At 65.7% G+C, this 15,572-nt stretch carries 14 protein-coding genes and 1 tRNA gene; 8 read left to right on the plus strand and 7 right to left on the minus strand.

Going from position 1 to position 15,572, the window contains the following annotated elements; genetic code table 11:
* Positions 1-196 precede the first annotated feature (196 nt).
* The gene (locus KYN89_RS08840) at positions 197-2,671 is read left to right on the plus strand and encodes a TonB-dependent receptor (RefSeq protein WP_222824712.1); all 2,475 of its coding nucleotides are present in this window, start codon (positions 197-199) and stop codon (positions 2,669-2,671) included.
* Between the two features lie 130 nt (positions 2,672-2,801).
* The gene (locus tag KYN89_RS08845; protein ID WP_222824713.1) at positions 2,802-3,569 is read left to right on the plus strand and encodes an energy transducer TonB; all 768 of its coding nucleotides are present in this window, start codon (positions 2,802-2,804) and stop codon (positions 3,567-3,569) included.
* Between the two features lie 9 nt (positions 3,570-3,578).
* On the opposite strand, the gene KYN89_RS08850 is transcribed toward KYN89_RS08845, so the two are convergent.
* The 5 genes from KYN89_RS08850 to KYN89_RS08870 form a co-directional block, all read right to left on the minus strand.
* The gene (locus tag KYN89_RS08850; RefSeq protein WP_222824714.1) at positions 3,579-6,134 is read right to left on the minus strand and encodes an HWE histidine kinase domain-containing protein; all 2,556 of its coding nucleotides are present in this window, start codon (positions 6,132-6,134) and stop codon (positions 3,579-3,581) included.
* On the minus strand, positions 6,131-6,706 hold the full coding sequence (locus KYN89_RS08855) for a biliverdin-producing heme oxygenase (protein ID WP_222824715.1): 576 nt from the start codon (positions 6,704-6,706) through the stop codon (positions 6,131-6,133). Before KYN89_RS08855 ends, KYN89_RS08850 begins: the two co-directional genes overlap by 4 nt.
* A gap of 112 nt (positions 6,707-6,818) precedes the next feature.
* Positions 6,819-7,127 (minus strand): polyhydroxyalkanoic acid system family protein, encoded by a 309-nt coding sequence (locus tag KYN89_RS08860; RefSeq protein ID WP_010234043.1) that lies wholly within the window; start codon positions 7,125-7,127, stop codon positions 6,819-6,821.
* The gene (locus KYN89_RS08865; protein WP_222824716.1) at positions 7,127-7,891 is read right to left on the minus strand and encodes a hypothetical protein; all 765 of its coding nucleotides are present in this window, start codon (positions 7,889-7,891) and stop codon (positions 7,127-7,129) included. Before KYN89_RS08865 ends, KYN89_RS08860 begins: the two co-directional genes overlap by 1 nt.
* Positions 7,892-9,091, minus strand: coding sequence for a toxic anion resistance protein (locus tag KYN89_RS08870; protein WP_222824717.1), 1,200 nt, complete (start codon positions 9,089-9,091; stop codon positions 7,892-7,894).
* Between the two features lie 99 nt (positions 9,092-9,190).
* On the opposite strand from KYN89_RS08870, the gene KYN89_RS08875 reads away from it, so the two are divergent.
* Entirely contained in the window at positions 9,191-10,750 is a 1,560-nt protein-coding gene (locus tag KYN89_RS08875) for a TIGR00341 family protein (RefSeq protein WP_222824718.1), read from the plus strand.
* 16 nt (positions 10,751-10,766) lie between these two features.
* On the opposite strand, the gene KYN89_RS08880 is transcribed toward KYN89_RS08875, so the two are convergent.
* Positions 10,767-12,518 (minus strand): fatty acyl-AMP ligase, encoded by a 1,752-nt coding sequence (locus KYN89_RS08880; RefSeq protein WP_222824719.1) that lies wholly within the window; start codon positions 12,516-12,518, stop codon positions 10,767-10,769.
* Positions 12,519-12,715: 197 nt separating this feature from the next.
* On the opposite strand from KYN89_RS08880, the gene KYN89_RS08885 reads away from it, so the two are divergent.
* The 4 genes from KYN89_RS08885 (at position 12,716) to KYN89_RS08900 (ending at position 14,724) form a co-directional block, all read left to right on the plus strand.
* Positions 12,716-13,225, plus strand: coding sequence for a regulatory protein RecX (locus KYN89_RS08885; protein ID WP_222824919.1), 510 nt, complete (start codon positions 12,716-12,718; stop codon positions 13,223-13,225).
* Positions 13,201-13,698, plus strand: a complete 498-nt coding sequence (locus KYN89_RS08890; RefSeq protein WP_248285086.1) for a DUF192 domain-containing protein — start codon at positions 13,201-13,203, stop codon at positions 13,696-13,698. Before KYN89_RS08885 ends, KYN89_RS08890 begins: the two co-directional genes overlap by 25 nt.
* Before the next feature lie 82 nt (positions 13,699-13,780).
* Positions 13,781-14,203, plus strand: coding sequence for an NADH:ubiquinone oxidoreductase subunit NDUFA12 (locus tag KYN89_RS08895; protein ID WP_197635388.1), 423 nt, complete (start codon positions 13,781-13,783; stop codon positions 14,201-14,203).
* The gene (locus KYN89_RS08900; protein WP_222824720.1) at positions 14,203-14,724 is read left to right on the plus strand and encodes a DUF2155 domain-containing protein; all 522 of its coding nucleotides are present in this window, start codon (positions 14,203-14,205) and stop codon (positions 14,722-14,724) included. The genes KYN89_RS08895 and KYN89_RS08900 overlap by 1 nt, the downstream gene beginning before the upstream one ends.
* Here KYN89_RS08900 and aat read toward each other — a convergent pair.
* The gene (aat, locus tag KYN89_RS08905) at positions 14,667-15,353 is read right to left on the minus strand and encodes a leucyl/phenylalanyl-tRNA--protein transferase (protein ID WP_222824721.1); all 687 of its coding nucleotides are present in this window, start codon (positions 15,351-15,353) and stop codon (positions 14,667-14,669) included. The genes KYN89_RS08900 and aat overlap by 58 nt on opposite strands.
* A gap of 118 nt (positions 15,354-15,471) precedes the next feature.
* On the opposite strand from aat, the gene KYN89_RS08910 reads away from it, so the two are divergent.
* Positions 15,472-15,547 (plus strand) — tRNA-Trp (locus tag KYN89_RS08910).
* Positions 15,548-15,572 lie beyond the last annotated feature (25 nt).

The following is a 15,572-nucleotide window of genomic DNA, read 5'->3' on the forward strand; positions in this document are numbered from 1 at the left end:
TATGTTGCGCTGCGGCAACACTTAAAAATCCATTTTTCTCAAGTGCTTGGGTGCCACTAGTGGCGCAAGGGGCTCGCAACCCCCGGGGCGTAATTTGCCTGTCACAAATTTGGCGTTAGGGGGCGCTCGACCGGCCCTGGGGGTCGGCCCGTAGCATTTGCGATTCCCGTCCAGAGCGTCCTCAAAGGAACCTTCCATGAAGCTCAAATATCTGCTGGCAACCAGTGTTGTCGGCCTCACCGCCGCGGCCTCGGCCCCGGCCTATGCCCAGTCGACCGGCTCGGTCGACTTCGATGATGAAAACGTCATCATCGTCAGCGGCGCCCGTTCGACCGACGTCGCCGGCATCGACATTCCCGATTCGCCCAAGGCCAAGGTCCAGGTCGACTCGGAACTGATCCGTCGTCAGACTCCCGGCCAGACGATCAACGACACGCTGAACCTCGTCCCCGGCGTCAGCTTCACCAACAACGACCCGTTCGGTTCGCTCGGTGGCAGCTTCACCATCCGCGGGTTCTCGTCCGACCGTATCTCGCAGACGTTCGACGGCATTCCGCTGAACGACTCGGGCAACTACGCGCTCTACACCAACCAGATGCTCGATCCGGAAATCATCGAGTACGCGACCGTCACGCTCGGCTCGACCGACGTCGACAGCCCGACCGCATCGGCCGCCGGCGGCACGATCAACATCCGTTCGAAGAACCCGGACGAAGAGTTCGGCGTGATGACCAGCATCACCTACGGCAACATCATCGCGCGCGGTAACCCGGGCGACCGCATGATGTATCGCGGCTTCGCCAAGCTCGAAACCGGCAACATCACCTCGGGCGGCCTGCGCGCCTACGTCACCGCTTCGCGGACCGAGAACGACTCGGTGTTCTCGAACTACGGCGGCGTCGACAAGCAGCAGTACAACGCCAAGATCTTCCAGCCGATCGGCGTGAACGGCGACTTCATCTCGCTCGCCGGCCACTACAATATCAACCGCAACAACTTCAACGGCTCGCCCGCGCGGTTCAGCGGTGCCGACGGCTATGCGATCACCGACCCCGAAGACCGCTTCTACGAGCTGTCCGACGGCACGCCCTGCACGCTGGCCCCGGCCACCCCGGGCGTCCAGGACGAGTACAACGACTGCGGCACCCCGTTCGAGCGTCGTTACAACCCCTCGAACACCGCCAACATCCGCCTGAACTCGCGCTTCACGCTCAGCGACAGCCTGACGCTGACCGTCGACCCGAGCTTCCAGTACGTGAAGGCAAATGGCGGCGGCACCTCGATCGGCTACGAAGGCTTCTCGCCCGACGGCTTCACCGGCGGCATCTACCGCACCGATCCGCGCAACCCGCAGCGCAGCACCCGTTCGACCCAGTACTACTACTTCGGTGGTACGGACCTGAACGGCGACGGCGACACGCTGGATTACGTCACGATCGGCTCGCCCAGCAACACGCAGACGAACCGGTACGGCGTGATCGCCAACCTGATCTACGACATCGCCGAAGGTCAGCGCATCCGTCTCGCCTACACCTTCGACCGTGCGCGTCACCGTCAGACCGGCACCTCCGGTTCGCTGCTGACCAATGGCGAACCCGTGAGCGTCTTCCCGATCGACGATCCGCTGCTCGACAGCAGCGGGATTGCTCCGCAGAAGCGTAACCGCAAGTCGTTCGCGACCCTGCATCAGGCTTCGGCGGAGTATCGCGGCGAGTTCGGCGATCTGGTCGCCCAGGTCGGTGTCCGTGCGCCGTTCTTCACCCGCGACCTCAACCAGTACTGCGTGACCACCGATGCTTCGGGCAACGTGAACTGCATCAACGGCGATGCGAACATCACCGCCTATCTGGCTGCGAACCCCAACGCCGTCGCACCGACCTCGGTCAAGTACGACTACAACAAGCTGCTCCCGAACGTCGGGCTGACCTACAACTTCACCCCGGAAGCCAGCGTCTTCGCCAGCTACGCCAAGAACCTCTCGGTTCCCGGCACGGATGACCTGTACGGTTCGCTCTACGTCGGCGTGGCTCCGGCTCCGGAAACCTCGGACGCGTTCGATCTGGGCGTTCGCTACCAGACCCGCACGGTCCAGGCGCAGCTTTCGGGCTGGTTCAGCCGCTACCAGGACCGTCTGAAGTCGGCCTATGATCCGATCCTCGATCGGACCATCACCCGCAACCTGGGTCAGGTCGACAAGTACGGTGTGGACGGCAGCATCGCGTGGCAGCCGATCCGTGCGCTGTCGCTGTATGTCTGGGGTTCCTATGTCGCCTCCGACATCAAGGACGACGTGCAGACCGGTGCGACCACCTTCGCTCCGACCGCCGGCAAGCGTGAAGCAGGCATTCCGGAATACACCATCGGTGCGCGCGCCCAGGGTAACCTCGGCCCGGTCGAGATCGGTTTCCAGGTCAAGCGGACCGGCGATCGTTACCTGAACGATATCAACACGATCACCCTGCCGGGTTACACCGTGGCCGATATCGACGTCCGCCTGCCGCTGGGCACCTTCAACGAGGATCTCGAGAAGGCCTACTTCCAGGTGAACGTCACGAACCTGTTCGACGAGGTTTATGTCGGTTCGGCTTCGACCGGCCTGACCACCAGCGGCGAGTTCGTGAACATTGGCCCGCCGCGTGCGATCACCGCTTCGCTGATCTGGGGCTTCTGATCCAGACACGCGAACGGCAACGTTCGATTTGAAAGGTGGCGGCCTCCCACAGCGGGAGGCCGCCGTTTTTCGTTTTCGGGAGACCATGTCCCCGTGGAACCCGTGCCGCGCGCGCGGAGTTTCGCAGGACATGGACACCGCACGGGGATTTTCGGACGACAGGGCGAGACCCAGCCTGCCGGTGCTGGGCGGCATTGTGCTGCTGCATGCCGCCATCTTCTACGGGCTGATCCGCGCGTTCGCGCCCGACCTGATCCCGCTGGATCAGGAGGCCGGCTTTGCCGCGTTCGACCTCACCCAACCGCGCCCCTCGCCTAGCCCGACACCCACCCAGACTGCCGCCGCGGCACAGGCGGCGGGCCCGCCAGAGGATGCCGCCGGTGCGCAAGGCGATCCGGGCGAGCGTGCAAAACCGCGCGAGGTTGCTGCCCCGCAGCCGCCGATCCCGCTCCCCAGCCGCAACCCGGCCCCGCGCGCCGCCTCTACCGGCGACGCCAACCGCTCCGGCGCGGCAGACGCGGGTGAGGGCACCGGTGCGTCCGGCGAGGGCAGCGGAACCGGCGCGGGCGGCACCGGGCAGGGTGGTGGTGGTGGTGGTGCGGTAACCGAGCCGGTCCTGACGCGCTGGATCAGCGACGTCTCCGCCTTCGGCATTCCACCGGGCGGGCGTGCCGCGCGGGTGGGCACGCGTACGATCGTCGCGCTGGAGGTTTCCGCACAGGGGCGGGTGACCGGTTGCCGCGTAACGCGCAGCAGCGGCTTCCCCGAAACCGACGCCAAGGTTTGCGAGCTGTCGGCGACGCAGATCCGCTTCGAACCTGCGCGAGATGCTGCGGGCAATCCCGTCCCCTCGCGCTTCCTCTATCAGCAGAGCTATTTCGAGCGCCGGGGGAACTGACCGGCGCTGTTACGCGCCCTTGGCCAGCGCCTTCGCCAGATCGGACTTGTCGTAGGGCTTCTTCAGAATCGCCGTGGCGCCCAGCTCCTCGAACCGCACTTCCTTGGCGCTGTATCCGGTTGCAAGAACGAAGGGCACACCCCTGCGGGCAAGTTCGCGCGCCACCGGCTCGCTCGATTCTTCGCCGAGGTTGAAGTCGAGCACCGCGAAATCGGGCGCCTCCTTCTCGATCGCGCGGAGCGCCTGGGTCACGCTGCCCGACACGAGCACCTCGGGCACGCCGAGCTCGCGCAGCATCTCTTCGGTATCGAGCGCGATGATCATGTTGTCCTCGATCAGCAGCACCCGCTGCGGCAGATCGGTCGCAGCTTCTGCGCCCGCACTTGCATCCGCGTGGTCTTTCAGGTCGCTCACCACATGATCCTTGTCTGTTTCTTCGAGGAAGCGTGTAGGCACAGTGAAGCGGGCCCTGAGGCCGCCCAGCGCGAAATCGACCTCGGCCTCGCCCTGCAATTCATGCGGGATCGACTTCTCTATGATCGTCGTGCCGAAACCGCGCCGCTCGGGCGCGCGCACCGGCGGCCCGCCGCGTTCCTGCCAGCCAAGCAGCAGGTCGCCCGCCTCGTTGCGCTCCAGCGAGATCAGCAGATCGCCCGACTGGTCCGACAGACTGCCGTACTTGGCCGAGTTGGTAATCATCTCGTGCAGCACCAGCGCCAGCACGGTGTAGGCCTGCGGCACGATCAGCACGTCGCGCCCTTCGACTTCCAGTCGGGTGGTCTTGGCACCGAGATAGGCGTCGGCTTCGTCCGCGATCAGCTTCTTGAGCGAGGTCGGGCCCCAGTTGTCGCGGGTGAGGTTGTCGTGTGCTGCCGCCAGCGCGCCGATCCGTCCGCCGATCAGCGTGGTCAGCGTGGCCGCATCGCCCGTCTCGTGGCGCGACTGATTGACCAGCCCGCGGATGAGATTGAGGATGTTGCGGACCCGGTGGTTGAGCTCGGCGATCAGCAGATCCTGCTGCTCGCCCGCGCGCTTGCGTTCCTGCGCGGCGGCGTCGGTCAGCCGCAGGATCACCTCCAGCAGGGTGATGCGCAGCGTTTCGGCGAGATCCAGCTCCGCCTGGGTCCAGTCGGCGCTGCGCCCTTCGACCGTTTCCTGCCACGCGGCGAAGCTCTTGCGCGGGACGAGGCGTTCGCCCTCCGCCGTGCGTTCGACCGGTTTTTCGGGATTGCCCGCCCAAGTCACCACCTGTTTGAGTTCCCGCCGCCAGAGGATGAAATAGTCGCGCGCCTGGCGCGAAACGGGAATGATCAACGCGCCCGTCGCGCGCCCGGCAAAAGCCTGCGCTTCGGGAATCGCGCTTGTGAGATCGGTTCGCGCAAGGATGCGCCCGGCCGGCCCGCTGTTCAAGGCGGGCAGGATCTGGCGGAATTCGTCTTCGGAGGGAGCATGGCCGCTCGCCCGGTAATCGCCGTCGATAAAGATGCTCGCCCCGTCGTGCGGGATCGAATCGCCGATCGAGCGGCCGATCTGTTCGAGCGTTTCGCGCAGGTCGGCCCCGGCCGCGAGCCGGGTCATCAGCCGCTCGTGCAGGTTCTGCCCCAGCGCGCGCCGGGCCGCACCGCTATCATGCACCGCCCGGTCGAGCGTCAGCGAGAACAGCTGCGAGAACACCTCCGCCGCGGTCCGCTTGGAAAAGGGCAGCGCGCGGGGCTGATAGTGGTGGCATGCAAACAGGCCCCACAGCCGCCCGCGCACGATGATCGAGATCGAGAGCGAGGCGCGCACGCCCATATTGCGCAGATACTCGATATGAACCGGCGAGACCGAGCGCAGGGTCGAGAGGCTGAGGTCGATCGGATCGCCATCGAGCCGCTGCGCGGGGACCACCGGGACCGGCGTATCCTTCACATCGGCAATGATCCGCAGACGGTTGCGCAGGTAAAGATCGCGCGCCTGCTGGGGAATGTCGCTCTTGGGATAGCGCAGGCCGGAATAGCTATCGACTGCACTCTCGCGCGCTTCGGCAATGACCTCACCCGAACCGTCGGCGTGGAAGCGATAGACCATGACCCGGTCGAACTCGAGCAGCGCCTTGAGCCGCTTTGCGGCGGCCTGGCACAGATCCTCGACCCCTTCAATTCCTTCCAGTCGGTTCATCATCGGCCGGATCGAGGCGACGTGATTGCCGAAACCTGCCGGATCGTGCCGCTCGAATTCGAGCACCAGTAGTCCGGCGGTGCGGTGGATCGAACAATCGAAGCGTTCGCGTGTGGACCCAAGCGAGGCGATCGAGAAGAGCCGCTCGGTATCGTCCGGCTCGGCCAGCCACTTCGCCGCGTCCTGAATGGTCTCCAGCGTCTGCGCCGGCAGGATCGAATCCAGCGAATCCCCCCGCGCAATCGCTTCCAGACCGAGGAATTCGGCAGCATTCGCCGAATGGTGGGCGATGTAATGGTCCGACGAGACGACCAGCATTGCGCCGAATGACTGGACATGGCCAAGCTGGTGGATCGGTTCGCGGTCGCAGCTGGTCAGATCGACCTGGGTTTCGACCGCACTCATGCAGCGATCGCCACAAGCTGGCGATCGGCTTCGCGGGAGAAATGGGCGAACACGGCGCGCGCGGTCCGCTCCGCGCCCGGGTTGATTTCGTCGGAGGCGAGCAGCGGACGCAGCGCCTTGAAAAAAGCGGGCATCGTTTCGTCGCGCAGGAACTGCATCGGCCAGCCTTCGGGGGCGCGGCCGGTCAGTTCGCGCTCCATCATCCGGTTGCCGAGCGAGGAGCCTGCCAGCACCCATGCCGCGCCGAGCCACGCGACCGGGCCCTCGTCGGCGTGGGCGAATGCGGGCACGTCCTCATCGGGCGTGTCGCTCCCGGCACAGCCGAGCGCGGCAAGATCGGCCTCGATCAGGCCTGTCTGCGCAGGTGGCAGCCATTCCGGCGGGCAACAGCGCGCCAGCCAGCTTTCCACGCCGATTCGCGCGCGCGATTGCACCCGCAGAAAGCAGGCGTAATCGTGCCGATCGGCGAGATCGAGCCGACCGAGTGCATCGTCCAGTACCTGGTGATCGTCTTGTGTCGCTGCGCGCAGCCGAGCGCGCAACGCGGGTGCTGTGCCGCACCTGGCAGTCATTCGCGCGTTCCTCTTCCCGTCCAAAACTGAGCCTGTGCCACCAGCCACAAGGCGCGATAAGTTGTTCTATCCGCAAAGGAAGAGGTAAGTTCCCAGGCTAACCATTATCAAGTCAGGATTTCGGGCCGGAGAGCAGTTTGGTCCCTTTTTCGGTCACTGCCGCGGCGATCAGGGGTTTGAAGAAGGACAGCATCGGCGGCAGGTCGAGCGCCACCACCACCTGCTTTTCCTCGATCTCGATCGCGACGCGCACGGTCTGGCCCATCGCGGCGACCGACATCTTCATGCAATCCTCGCTCGGCCATTCGCTGGTCATCTCAGCCGCGCCGCCGGGCATGTGCTGCGGCAGCTCGGGCATGCGCTCGCGCAGGCGGCGGCGGACCTCTTCCTTGGGCAGGTCGTGTTTGATCGGGACGCGCATCAGCGGGGCGCCTCTTCGCTGGAGCCTTCAGCTGCCGCCGGCCCGTCGCCATAGCGATAGCCGAGATAGCGGTGCTGGACCGCCAGATCGTCGAGCGCGCCGTTCGCGATCTTGCGGTTGATCGAGTCGATCTCGCCGCTGATCCTGGCGAGGCCTTCGACCAGCCGCTCGTCGGCGGTCGCCCCGGCGTGTTCCTCCTTGCGCATAGCGGCGGGCACGCGGGTGTAGGACTGGACCATTTCGGGCAGCGTTTCGCCCACCAGTTCGCGAATGTCGCGGATCGAATCATGGCTGGCGGGGGCGGTTTCCAGCTGCTGGCCCAGCAGGTCGAGCTTCACGCCCAGATCGTCGACCAGCGCCACGGCGGGCGCGGGCAGGGCGGCGCGCTGCGATTCCAGCCACAGCTCCGTCCGGGCGACCATCTGGCGCGGTGTGCCCTTGTTGAGGTCGCCCGCCTGCGGGATCGAGATGCGCGGAAAGACCGAGAAGATGCCCGCCGCCGCGATCAGCGCGAAGAACGTCAGCACGATGCCGACAAAGCCGATCCCGTCGATCACGATCCCGGCGATGGTCGCAAAGGCGAGGATTGCCGCCGCAGCGATAACGATATTGCGCAGCTTCTTGAGCCGATGCCGGTTGCGCACCTGCGCCGATTCGCGCCCGATCGCGGTGACCCGGCGGTGGCGCCCGCCGACCCGGTTGTCGATCAGCAACTGGCGGCTGTCGCTGAGCAGTCGCTCGCTGTCGCGGGTCAGGTCGTTCACCTAGCCCTCCAGCTTGAGCAGCGCGTCTTCGGATGCGTCGAGCTGCGCCTGGGCCTGCGCCTGGCTTTCGGCGCGGGCGATATATTCCTTGGACTTCTCGACCTCGCTCGAAAGCGTGGTGACGGTCTGCTTCATCGTGTCGAGCGCCTTCAGCTTGAAGGTGTCGACCTCGTCCATCGTCGCGTAGATGTTCTGGAAGGCGTTCTGCAGCGTCTGCATCGGGATCGTGCTGGCGGCGGCCTGTTCGTGGATCTTGCCGGTCTGTTCGCGCAGCAGCTTACCGGTCGAATCGATGATTCCCGCCGTGGTGTCGTTGAGCGCGGTGATCTGCTTCAGAACGAGGCGCTGGTTGGTCATCGCCTCGGCGACGGTCACCGCCGTGCGCAGCGCGCTGACGGTGGTGGTGCTGGCACGGTCGACGCCCTTCACCAGCTCGACATTGTTCTTCTTGACCAGATCAAGCGCGAGATACCCCTGCACCGAAACCGCCATCTGCGTCAGCAGGTCCTGCGTGCGCTGGCGGACGTAGAACAGCGCGGTTTCCCGGATCGCCTTGGCCTTTTCCGGGTCGGTCGCGTCGAGTTCGTTGGCCTTGTCCTCCAGCCGTTCGTCGAGCGTCTTGGAGATATGGATCATCTGTTCGAGCTTGCCCATCGCTTCCCACAGGTGCTGGCGCTCGACATCGATTGCGGCATTGTCCTTCTGCAATTCGGTGCGGCCCGAATGCAGCTTGTCGAGGATCGCCTGGATTTGGCTCTGCGCGCTCTGGTAGCTGCGGAAATAGCCCTTCAGGCTGTTGCCCCAGGGCAGTTTGGACAGAATGCCGCTCTTGCCCCGGCGCGCGGGATCGAGCTCTTCCACCGTGACGCGCAATTCGGCGAGGTTCGCGCCCACACCCTGGTCGCGGTCCATCGCGCGAACCGGCCGGTCGAGGAAGCGGTTCGACATGCTGGAGGCGGCGGCGATTTCCTTGCGGCCCATGTTGGAAATCTCGTCGACCCGCTTGCTGAACTCTGGCGAGCGGGTGTCATGCGCGATCAGATCGGCGACGAAGCTGTCGACCTTGGAATCCAGCTCGGTCTTCTTGCCTTCGTCGACCGGCACCAGCCCGACCGCCTTCTCCACATCCACGGTGGGGATCGGCTCGGGCGGGGTGAGGTTCAGCTCGGTCGCGGTTGCGGTGTCGCTCTGGGTCGCCATGAGAGGTCAAAAATCCTTCTGCTTCAATGACTGTATTAGTCGCGCAAGACACGCGTTTCAAGCTTTGGCCGGGCGCGTTTTCCGCGATATGGCGCACATATGCAATCGCCCACCAGTTCTCCTTCGCAGACGACGGACCAGTCTGTCGCGGATAATTCGACCGGCAAACGTCGTATCGGGATCGACTACGTGGCCAAGGCCTTCAATCGCTGGTGGACGATCGAGGTCGCGGGCACGGTCGACCAGCAGGCGGTGATCGAGACCCGGCGCGCGGAGTGCGAGCTGACCGGGCGCTATGTCCTGATGGTCTGCATGTCGGCGGGGATCGCGATCCTCGGCATGCTGCTGTCCTCGCCTGCGGTGGTCATCGGGGCGATGCTGATCGCGCCGCTGATGGATCCGATCATGGGGGTCGGCTTCGCGCTTGCGGTGGGGGATTTCAGGTGGCTGGGCCGGGCTGTGCGCTCGCTGGTGCTGGGCACGGTGATCGCGATCCTGTTTTGCGCGCTGATCGTGATGTTCTCCCCGATCCAGGTGGTGACGGAGGAGATCGCCTCGCGCACCCAGCCCAACCTGTTCGACCTGATGGTCGCGATCTTCTCCGCGATCGCGGGTGCCTATGCGGTGATCCGGGGGCGCGAGGGGACGATCGTCGGCGTGGCGATCGCGACCGCGTTGATGCCGCCGCTGGCTGCGGTCGGCTACGGTCTGGCGACGCTCAATTCGACTGTCTTCTTCGGCGCGCTGCTGCTGTTCGTCACCAACCTGACCGCGATCGCGCTGACCGCCACCGCGATGGCCCGCGGCTATGGCTTCAGCACCCGGCTGACAGAAAAACAGAGCCGCTTTCAGGCGTTCCTGATCTTCGCCGCCTTCGTGGCGCTGGCCGTGCCGCTTGGCCTCTCGCTGTACCAGATCGGCTGGGAAGCGCAGGCGGAGCGCACGATCCGCGACGGTCTTTTCGATGCGTTCGAGGGCAAGGCGCAGAGCGTCGACCCGACGGTGCGCTTCCTCGACGATTCGATCGAGGTCACCGCGCAGGTCTACACCGACACGCTGTTCCGCACCGCACAGGTGGAGGACCGCGCGCGGGCGGAGCTGGAAGAGGCGTTGGGGCGTCCGGTGAGCGTGCAGATCATGCAGGTCGAAAGCGCCGACGCGGTCGAGGCGCAGCGGCTCCAGCTGCGCGAGGCGAGCGAGCGCCAGCAGGATGCGAGGCAGCAGGCCGATACCATTGCGCAGCGGCTCTCGATCCTCGCCGGCGTGCCGGTGGACGACATCACCATCGATCTCCAACGCCGCCGCGCGCTGGTGACCGCGCAGCCGCTCGAAGGGGCGACGCTGGCCGCCTATCGCGAACTGGAACGCAGGGTCGCGGCGACGGAGCCCGAGTGGGACATCCGCATCGTGCCGCCATTGCGCGGCCTGCCGGAGATCACCTTCAGCGAAGACGCAGAGCCCGATGCCGCAGGTCGCCGCGCGATCGCCCTCACGATCTGGGCACAGCGCAGGATCGGCATCCCGCTGCGCCTGCGTGGCCCGCAAACGCAGGTTGCGCGCGTTCGGGAGGCGTTGGCCGAGGCCGGGATAGAGCCGGTCGACGAGGTGGGCGGCGACGAAACCGACGGCGTGCAGCCCGAATGGCTGCTTCCGGAATGATTCGCCGGGTTAGGGGTCAGGCCGCCAGGCTGTAGGGCTGGATTTCGCCGGAGAGATACAGCCGCTTCGCCTTCGCGCGGCTGAGCTTGCCCGACGAGGTGCGCGGCAGGGTGCGGGGCGGCACCAGTTCGACCAGGCACTGCATCCCGGTGACCGACTGCACCTTCTCGCGAATCCGCTCGCGCAGCACGCGGCGTTCCTCGGGGTCGGAGACGCGGCAATGGACCAGCACGGCGGGCGCTTCCTCGCCATCCTCACGCTCGACAGAGAAGGCCGCGATGTCGCCGTGGTTGAAGCCGGGGAGCTGTTCCACCGCCCACTCGATATCCTGCGGCCAGTGGTTCTTGCCGTTGATGATGATCATGTCCTTCGCCCGGCCGACGATGAACAGATAGCCGTCGGCCATGTACCCCATGTCGCCGGTATCGAGCCATGATCCCTTGCCGTCATCGCTCGGAATCAGGCATTCCTCGGTCGCTTCCTGGTTGCGGAAGTAGGAATGCATGATGCTGGGGCCGCGGCACCAGACCTTGCCGATCTGGTGGTCGGACTTGACCTCGTCGCCCTCGCCACGGATTTCGACCTCCATGTCGGGCAGCGGCTTGCCGCAGTTGACGATCGCGCGATAGCGCGCGGGCCGGTTGAGATTGCGGCGCGCGCCAGACAGGCGCTCTTCCTCGACCAGCTCGACCCGGATGCCTTCGCCCGGCGGCATCACGGTGACCGCCAGCGTCGCCTCTGCAAGGCCGTAGCTGGGCGTGAAGGCGGACGCCTTGAAGCCCGCTTCGGCAAAGGCGTTGACGAAGTTCTGCATCACGTCGGGTCGGATCATGTCCGCGCCGTTGCCCGCGGTGCGCCAGCGCGACAGGTCGAACCGGTCGGCCACGCTGCTCTGGCTGGAAATGCGCCGCGCGCAGATGTCGTAGCCGAAGGTCGGCGAGTAGGAGAGCGTGTTGCCCTGGTTGCGACTGATCAGGTCGAGCCAGGCGAGCGGACGGCGCGCAAAATGCTCGGTCTTGAGATAGTCGATCGAGACCTGGTTGGCGATCACGCTGAGGAAACAGCCGACCAGCCCCATGTCGTGATACCACGGCAGCCAGCTGACCACGCGGTCATTGGTGCCAAGGTCCATCGCGCTCGCATGGCCGTAGAGATTGTGCAGCAGCGCCTTGTGCGTCACCGCGACCCCGGTGGGGAAGCGGGTCGAGCCGGAGGAATATTGCAGATAGCAGATGTCTTCCGGGTTGACCTGCGGCAGCTCGGCATCCGCTTTGTCGCGGGTTGCGAAGCTGTCCCAGTCGATCCCCTCGCAGCCCTGCCGGTCCGCCGCGGCCTTCGCCATCTCGTCGATTTCGGGCGGGTAGATCAGGATCTTGGGGTCAGAACTTTGCAGCTGGACCACCAGCTGGTCGATATAGCCGTCCTTGCCGCCGAAGCCGGTCGGCAGCGGCAGCGGCACGGGCCAGGCCCCGGCATAGATGCAGGCGCAGAACAGCGCGGCGAATTCGGGCGAGGTTTCCGCGATCAGCGCGACGCGATCCCTCGGCTCGATCCCCGATGCGACCAGCCGTTGCGCCATCTCCAGCGCGTCGGTCCGCATTTCGCGGTAGGTATAGGCCCGCTCCAGCGTGCCGCGCATGTCGTGGAAATTGAGGCCCTTCTCGCTGCGCGCCGCGTAATCGATCGCCTCGCTGAAGGTGGCGAAATCGGCACGACGGCGCGGCAGAGCGCAATCATTGGGCGTGGGAGCCAGTGTTTCTTTGAGCATAGGGGTTATCGTCACCCGTTATCCGAACCGTGAAGAGATCTGGCGCGAATGCGCGTGGTCTGGGGCGGTCGTGCCAGCATTAACTTTCATCAATCCCTTCATGAGGGCGGTTCCAATCCTCAAGGAGTGTGGCATCATTATGTCCCATGGGCGAACCCCACCAGACTTCGCGACGCCAGCGAAAGCCTGTGCCGCCTCTGGACGGCACATCGCTGCGCGATCTCGCGCTTGGCTATGCAGGCCGCTACGCGACCACTGCGGCCCGACTCAAGCATTATCTGCAACGCAAGTTGCGCCAGCGGGGATGGGCGGGGGATGATGAACCCGATCTTGACGAACTGGTCGAGCGGCTGGTCGAGCTCGGTTACGTCAACGACGAGGTTTTTGCAGAAGTGCGCACGCGCGACCTGCTGCGGCGCGGCTATGGCGCGCGGCGGGTCAGCCAGGCGCTGCACCATGCCGGCGTAGATACCGAGTCGCTGGAAGGCGTGGAGCCGAGCGAGGCGGAGGGCCGTGCGGCCGCGCTGGCCTTCGCTCGCAGACGGCGGCTGGGCCCGTTCGGGGAACGCTCCGGCGATCCCAAGCGCCGCGAGAAGCAGCTTGCCGCGCTGTTGCGCGCGGGCCATGATTTCGACACTGCGCGGGCGCTGATCGACGCCGCGAGCGAGCAAGAGGCAGAGGAATGGGCATCGGACGCTGGATACTGAGCGGGGCGGCGATGCTGCTGATGGCAGCGTGTTCGCCGCAGACCGCCACCGATTCGCAGGCGACCGGCGCGAGCGCGGCGGCGGAGCAGACAGTCCATCCCGAGTCGGGGCTGGAAATCGTTCCGGTCACCATCTCGACCGACAAGGGCGAGCATCGCTTCGCCGCCGAAGTCGCAGCCACGCAGGAGGAGCAGGCGCGCGGGCTGATGTTCCGCACGCAGCTGGGGCCAGACGAGGCGATGATTTTCCCGCGCCAGGGCGATGTCGCCAGCTTCTGGATGAAGAACACCCCGCTCCCGCTCGACATCATTTTCATCGGGCAGGACCGCAAGATCATCAATATCGCCGCCGAGACCACGCCCTATTCGCTCAACAGCGTCAGCGCGCTGGGGCCGACCTCCGCCGTGCTCGAGATTCCCGGCGGACGCGCGGCGGAGCTGGGGATCGGGCCGGGCGACGCGGTCGAGTGGTAGGGGCGAGTAGTCGGCCCGACTTCAGACCACGTGTGAAAGCGGCTTGGCCCGGCACCGGGCTTGCGCTAGTCCGCCAACCGCAATGAACATCCTCGGCAAGATCTTCACCTGGTGGGATGGCGCGACCATCGGCACCGCGCTGTTTACCTCGCGCAATGGCGAGCACGTCGGCACCGACGCGTTCGGCAACAAGTATTATCGCGCCAAGGCGAAGCGCAAGCATACGCCCACCGCAGGCTCCTACACCGGTACCGAGCGGCGCTGGGTGATCTACGACGGCGCCAATGATGCCAGCCGCGTGCCTTCCGAATGGCACGGTTGGCTCCACGGTGCGGGCGAGGATGTGCCCGAGAGCCATCTGCCCCCGCCGCGCATCTGGGAAGCGGATTATTCGCCCAACGCCACCGGATCGGCGCAGGCCTACCTGCCCAGCGGCGCGCTGGAACGCGGCGGTCGGCGCGCGCGTGCGACCGGCGATTACGAGGCGTGGACTCCGGGCGAGTAATGACCATGCGCAGGCCTGTTTCCCTGCTGCTGGCTACACTGCCGCTGTCCGTGTTGACCCTGGCGGCGTGCAACTCCGAAACGCCCGATCCCACCCCGATCGAGACCGAGGTTCCCGAAGAGCTGGCCAAGGGCGGCACCGCGACCAGCCGGCCTGATGGCGAGGATATCGGCACCCCGATGGCCGAGCGGGTGGCGACGATCGGCCTGCTCAACAAGCGCAACAATGTCAGCCGCGACTTCGAGATGAAGCCGGGCGAGGCGACTCGGGTGGGCGATGTGGTGATTCGCCTGCGCGCCTGTGAGAAGACCGCCCCGTGGGAGCTGCCGCAGGACGAAGGCGCCTTCGTGCAGGTCTTCGTGCGCGAGCGGCGCGGCGCGGAGACGGAGCGGAGCTGGAACAAGGTGTTCTCGGGCTGGCTGTTCCGCAATTCGCCCAGCCTCAACGTGGTCGAACACCCGATCTATGATGTCTGGGTCAAGAGCTGCGCGATGAGCTTCCCGGGCGAAGAGGAAGACTGAGCCGCCTCTGCCTGCACTTCGGCGAGCGCCTCCGGCAAGCTCAGCCGTTGCGGCCCGCGTGCGGCGTGAAGCCGTTCCAGATATTCGGACTGCGGGATCGGAATCGCGCCGAGCGAGGCGAGATGGCCGGTCATGAACTGGCAGTCGAACAGCTCGCATCCGGCGCGCTCCAGCAGCGCCAGCAGCCAGCCGAGCGCGACCTTGGACGCGTTGGTGCGGCGGCTGAACATGCTTTCTCCGCAGAACACCCGGTCGAACGCGACTCCGTAAACCCCGCCGACCAGCTCGCCATTCTGATGGCACTCGATCGAGTGCGCATGGCCGACCTCGTGCAGCCGCTGGTAACTCGCCGCGATCCGTCCGCTGATCCAGGTGTCCTCCGCATCAGCGCGCGGGGCTGCGCATTCGACGATCGTGCCGGCGAAATCCGAATCGACCGTGACGGTGAAGACATCGCGCCGGATCGTGCGGGCGAGCGAGCGCGAACAGTGAAAGCCGCCGATCGGAATGATCGCCCGCTCGCGCGGTTCGACCCAGAAGATATCCTGATCGCGGCGGCTTTCCGCCATCGGGAACAGGCCCTGGGCGTAGGCGGAGAGCAGGACCGGAGGGGGGACGATCGGCAGCATGGTCACCTGTTATTCTAGCACAGGCCATCGCATGCCATAAGATGCGCGAGATAATACACTGGACGCGCAAGGTGCTTGCCAATCCGCCGCCTGCGCCCTAGAGCGCGCATCCGCCTGCAGGGGTGTAGCTCAGTTGGTAGAGCATCGGTCTCCAAAACCGAGGGTCATGGGTTCGAGTCCCTTCGCCCCTGCCATTCCCTTCTCTACCGTCAGCCAACC

Origin of the sequence: Alteriqipengyuania abyssalis, from assembly GCF_019857185.1 — a bacterium.
Taxonomy (GTDB): Bacteria; Pseudomonadota; Alphaproteobacteria; order Sphingomonadales; family Sphingomonadaceae; genus Alteriqipengyuania; species Alteriqipengyuania abyssalis.

Bases quoted from the DNA above. Each gene is read 5' to 3' on its own strand.
- KYN89_RS08900 (WP_222824720.1), top strand. From the start codon at position 14,203: ATGACCATGCGCAGGCCTGTTTCCCTGCTGCTGGCTACACTGCCGCTG.
- KYN89_RS08845 (WP_222824713.1), top strand. From the start codon at position 2,802: ATGGACACCGCACGGGGATTTTCGGACGACAGGGCGAGACCCAGCCTG.
- KYN89_RS08855 (WP_222824715.1), bottom strand. From the start codon at position 6,706: ATGACTGCCAGGTGCGGCACAGCACCCGCGTTGCGCGCTCGGCTGCGC.
- aat (WP_222824721.1), bottom strand. From the start codon at position 15,353: ATGCTGCCGATCGTCCCCCCTCCGGTCCTGCTCTCCGCCTACGCCCAG.
- KYN89_RS08880 (WP_222824719.1), bottom strand. From the start codon at position 12,518: ATGCTCAAAGAAACACTGGCTCCCACGCCCAATGATTGCGCTCTGCCG.
- KYN89_RS08895 (WP_197635388.1), top strand. From the start codon at position 13,781: ATGAACATCCTCGGCAAGATCTTCACCTGGTGGGATGGCGCGACCATC.
- KYN89_RS08850 (WP_222824714.1), bottom strand. From the start codon at position 6,134: ATGAGTGCGGTCGAAACCCAGGTCGATCTGACCAGCTGCGACCGCGAA.
- KYN89_RS08890 (WP_248285086.1), top strand. From the start codon at position 13,201: ATGGGCATCGGACGCTGGATACTGAGCGGGGCGGCGATGCTGCTGATG.
- KYN89_RS08870 (WP_222824717.1), bottom strand. From the start codon at position 9,091: ATGGCGACCCAGAGCGACACCGCAACCGCGACCGAGCTGAACCTCACC.
- KYN89_RS08875 (WP_222824718.1), top strand. From the start codon at position 9,191: ATGCAATCGCCCACCAGTTCTCCTTCGCAGACGACGGACCAGTCTGTC.
- KYN89_RS08840 (WP_222824712.1), top strand. From the start codon at position 197: ATGAAGCTCAAATATCTGCTGGCAACCAGTGTTGTCGGCCTCACCGCC.
- KYN89_RS08860 (WP_010234043.1), bottom strand. From the start codon at position 7,127: ATGCGCGTCCCGATCAAACACGACCTGCCCAAGGAAGAGGTCCGCCGC.